The sequence below is a fragment of the Endozoicomonas sp. genome, from assembly GCF_031844845.1.
Taxonomy (GTDB): domain Bacteria; phylum Pseudomonadota; class Gammaproteobacteria; order Pseudomonadales; family Endozoicomonadaceae; genus Endozoicomonas.
Genome location: NZ_JAVRMB020000225.1, coordinates 1 through 4,106, shown reverse-complemented (window position 1 = coordinate 4,106; position 4,106 = coordinate 1). Strand labels below are relative to the sequence as shown.

Genomic DNA, 4,106 nt, shown 5'->3' with positions numbered 1-4,106 from the left:
TATGTTGTCGTTAGTGGTTGGAATATTCGCAATCTATTATTCTCAATGTCCCAGTGTGGTGATGTTAGTATTAAGACCTATTATATGATCAGAAAATAGCAATAGCAGGTTTAGTTATTATTCACTAAGTATGTTCTCGACACTGTTTTTAAATTGTATGGATATAAAATATATATTTTTTATATTGAAATCACTGACAACCATTAACGGCAACATAGCCGGACATCCACAAATCAAGGGTGAAATCTTAAGCAAAACGTTGGTTCAATTTATATGATTAGTAAGTTTATGGATGTCCTATTCCTTTATTCCTTTTCCTATTCCTTTGTTGTGGGCAGTTATGCTGCTTTCGACGAAATACTATTCGTACGGTTATTTATATTTCCCGAAATCGTAACTATTTGCTGATCCCATTAACCAGACAACAGAATCGCAGATTTTCCACACAGCTCAAGGCCACCCTCAGTAGTGAGGTAACCATTTAAAATTTGCTGGATAAAGCTCCACCATCATCCTGGACAGGAATCGTATAGAACCCATTTCACATGGATGTGAAAGCTATGACCGTGGCTGTTCCTGACTTTTGGTTTCCACACAATCCCGGTAATCACCCCTGCATTACTTTTATGCTTTTGGGTACTACCTGCAACCCTGCTTTAGCCTCTATGGAATGACAGTGAAGACCGTAAAGAAAGCTATTGGTATGTTTATCATGCCCTCTCCCAAGCCTGCCCAAGCCTGGCTCCGGCTCACTGAGCGGGAGGATCGTGGGTGCGCAATTCATTGAGCCTGCTTTCGCTCATCTGCCAGGGAATCCATTGGCTTAAATCATCCGGTGGCTTTCTGCCATTGGCAATGCAAGCCTCCAGGTAACCGGTCAGCCACAGTTTGGGGTTGATCCTCCAGAGGTTGAGAGTCATCAGTATGGTGAAGAACCAAAAAGCAGTGCACAGGCTTTAAAAAGCCATCGAACCATCGGGTTACGAATCATAACTCCAGACGGTTGTGATGCTTTATCTCTTGAATTCATTCTTATACATGGTTGGCTTTACTCAAAGTACGCCTGTTCAATTCGGGTGACATACTCCAGCGCCGCCAGGTTCTTCAGTGTCACCAGATATCCGGCCTGATAAGTATCACCGATAACCAGATACTGTTCTTTGCCACACTGCAACCGTCCAGGCGACTCTTTATAGACAATAGCCGTTGAATCAATGGACATCACCTGTCGTGCAGTATTGACGTGAGCCGGAATACAGAACTCATAACTCAGCGAGCGTTTACCATCAGCAGGTCCATAGAGGCCATCGGCATCCAGCCGACTCAGATCAAACGCAACCTTTTCCTGAACCCGATCCTTAAGAAGACCGTCCAGATAGCTACAGCCCGATAGTAAGAAAACGCCCAGCGCAGTGGCACATAACTTTGATACGTTCATGGAATTTCCAGTCAGGCAGTGATGACGATCATTATTGCTTTTATTGTCAGGAATGGCTTCCCAAAAGGAAAGCCAAACAGAACCTGCACTTGACGAAGTATTATGCGAGAGGCCTGAGACCAACTGCATGACGGATAGAGGTAAGGAAAGGAGCTGCTTCAGCTCGAGCCTTTTCAGCACCTTTAAGCAGTTCTTTCTCGATAAATGCCGGATCTTCAATCAGTGCATTATAGCGCTCACGGGGCTCCTGCAAATGAACATTCAGGAATTCGAACAGTTGATTTTTCAGATCACCCCAACCCACGCCTTCAGCATATTGCTGTCGTTTAACCGTGATCCGGGTACTGTCGGCAAAGGCGGAATAAATCTGGAACAGGGTACAGGTATCCGGATCTTTGGGTTCACCAGGCTCGAGCGAGTTGGTTTTGATCTTGCGGACCAGCTTGAGCAGTTTCTTTTCCGGCACAAACAGTGGGATGGTGTTGTCGTAGCTTTTACTCATCTTACGACCATCCAGCCCATTGAGAACCGCTGTATTTTCACCAACCACTGCTTCAGGCAGGACAAATTTTGTCTTGTAGTGATGGTTCATACGACCGGCAATATCCCGGGCCATCTCAATATGCTGAACCTGATCCCGCCCCACCGGCACTTTATGAGCATTGAACATCAGGATGTCTGCCGCCATTAACACCGGATAGCAAAACAGCCCCATGGCAACGCCCTTGTCCGGATCCTTCTCACCGGATTCTTCATTGGCCTGTACGGCAGCCTTGTAGGCATGGGCACGGTTCATCAGCCCTTTTGCCGTCATGCAGCCAATCATCCAGTTAAGCTCCATAATTTCAGGCACGTCAGACTGACGGTAAAAAGTAACGCGATCGGTATCCAGCCCAAGAGCCAGCCAGGTAGCGGCAAGCTCAAGCGTAGACTCATGAATACGCTTCGGGTCACGACCTTTGATCAGGGCGTGGTAGTCCGCCAGGAAATAATAGGAAGCAATATCGTCGCGCCAGCTTTCCTCAATCGCAGGCTTGATAGCCCCCACGTAGTTACCCAGGTGCGGTGTTCCTGTTGTCGTAATACCTGTTAGTACTTTCGTTTTACTCATGAGTTTACTCGCAAAGCGACGATGTAACCTGGCCTGAACAACAGGCCAGAAAGGGAAATCACTTAAATTCGATTTCAACTTTCGATTTCAAGAATGGGCAGCATTATAGAAGAGCGCCGCCCTCTCTCACAATAGACACCTGTTCTCCCATCAGGCAGCCAGAGGCATACCCTGTGGGACAGCGGTACGATGCTGACGGATAATGGCACGAAGTCGCAGGGTCAGCAAAACAGCACCCATGGTCAGCGCCGTTACCAGGCCAATCCACAAGCCATGCGGCCCCATTGCTGGCACAATCCAGTCAGTCAAACCAAGGGTATAACCCAACGGTAACGCCACACCCCAGCAGGCAAACAGAACCATCGCCATGGGAACACGGGTATCTTTGTAGCCCCGCAGAGCGCCGTTGGCAGCAATCTGAATACCGTCGGCGTATTGGAACAGTGCCGCATAAATCAACAGCTGTGCGGCCAGCGTACCCACCTCAACATTCTGGGTATAAATAGACGTAACCATGTTCGGCAGGAACAACATGACCGAAGCACTGACCGTTGCCGTCATTAACGTGGTGGCGATCCCCGCATAACTGGAATAGGCGGCTTCCTCTGTTTTACCGGCACCAAGGGCCTGCCCAACACGAATGGTCAGTCCCATAGACAGGCTCATGGGAATCATAAATGTCAGTGAGGTGAAGTTAAGGGCAATCTGGTGTCCTGCCACCACAATCGCTCCCAGCTTACCAATCAACAGAGCCACAACAGAGAAGATGCTGGCCTCAAAGAAAATAGCCAGACCAATGGGTACACCCAGTTTTAAATGACCGGAAATCATGCCAGGGCTCGGAAAATCCCACTGGGAGAACAGGCCAATTTTACGATGCTGACGGCTCACCATGGTATAAACAGCCATTAACATAAACATGACCCAGAAACAGATCGCTGTGGCATAACCACAACCCACACCGCCCAGTTCAGGAAAACCAAACTTGCCATAAATCAGCACATAGTTAAGGGGAATATTCAGGGCCAGTGCGACAAAACTGAACACCATACCCGGCTTGGTTTTACCCATGCCCTCGCAGTAACAGGTTAATGCCTGGAACAGACAAATCGCGGGTATACCCCAGGCAAGCGCCTTTAGATACTCAAGCGTCTTGGCAGCCATCTCAGGTTCAACCTGTAACCACTGAAGTACCACTTCAGAGTTATAAATAAAGAACAGTGCCAGAATGCTCATCAACAGGGCTATCCAGAGCCCCTGACGCACATGCCCACCAATCTCTTCGGTCTTCTGGCCACCGTACAAATAAGCGACGGTAGGCGTAAGCGCCATCAATATGCCACGAATCAACAGATAAACTGGCATCCAGATACTGGAACCCAGGGCGATGGCAGCCAGATCCATGGCTGAATATTGTCCCGCCATACTGGTATCCACAAAGGTCATCCCTGTGGTGGCCAACTGGGCGCCCATAATTGGCCCGGCCAGATAAAGCAGTTCACGAAGCTCCGCTCGATAGCGGGCAAAGGCGGATTGGTTTGTTCTCATTTTCGCTCA

Annotated in this window: 4 protein-coding genes; all 4 read right to left on the bottom strand. The window is 48.4% G+C overall.

The features are described from left to right. Window positions 1-749: 749 nt before the first annotated feature. The 4 genes from RM811_RS11835 to RM811_RS11820 all read right to left on the bottom strand — a co-directional run bounded on the left by RM811_RS11835 (window position 750) and on the right by RM811_RS11820 (window position 4,097). Window positions 750-920, bottom strand: coding sequence for a hypothetical protein (locus RM811_RS11835; protein ID WP_402524394.1), 171 nt, complete (start codon window positions 918-920; stop codon window positions 750-752). A 128-nt stretch (window positions 921-1,048) separates the two neighbouring features. After that, a complete protein-coding gene (locus tag RM811_RS11830; RefSeq protein ID WP_402524391.1) occupies window positions 1,049-1,438 on the bottom strand; it encodes a hypothetical protein in 390 nt (129 codons plus the stop codon). A 100-nt stretch (window positions 1,439-1,538) separates the two neighbouring features. Continuing rightward, entirely contained in the window at window positions 1,539-2,549 is a 1,011-nt protein-coding gene (locus RM811_RS11825) for a tryptophan--tRNA ligase (protein ID WP_402524388.1), read from the bottom strand. A 150-nt stretch (window positions 2,550-2,699) separates the two neighbouring features. Then, window positions 2,700-4,097, bottom strand: coding sequence for an MATE family efflux transporter (locus RM811_RS11820; RefSeq protein ID WP_402524385.1), 1,398 nt, complete (start codon window positions 4,095-4,097; stop codon window positions 2,700-2,702). Window positions 4,098-4,106 lie beyond the last annotated feature (9 nt).

Coding starts and splice junctions, on each gene's coding strand:
- RM811_RS11835 (WP_402524394.1), bottom strand. CDS start 920: ATGACTCTCAACCTCTGGAGGATCAACCCCAAACTGTGGCTGACCGGT.
- RM811_RS11830 (WP_402524391.1), bottom strand. CDS start 1,438: ATGAACGTATCAAAGTTATGTGCCACTGCGCTGGGCGTTTTCTTACTA.
- RM811_RS11825 (WP_402524388.1), bottom strand. CDS start 2,549: ATGAGTAAAACGAAAGTACTAACAGGTATTACGACAACAGGAACACCG.
- RM811_RS11820 (WP_402524385.1), bottom strand. CDS start 4,097: ATGAGAACAAACCAATCCGCCTTTGCCCGCTATCGAGCGGAGCTTCGT.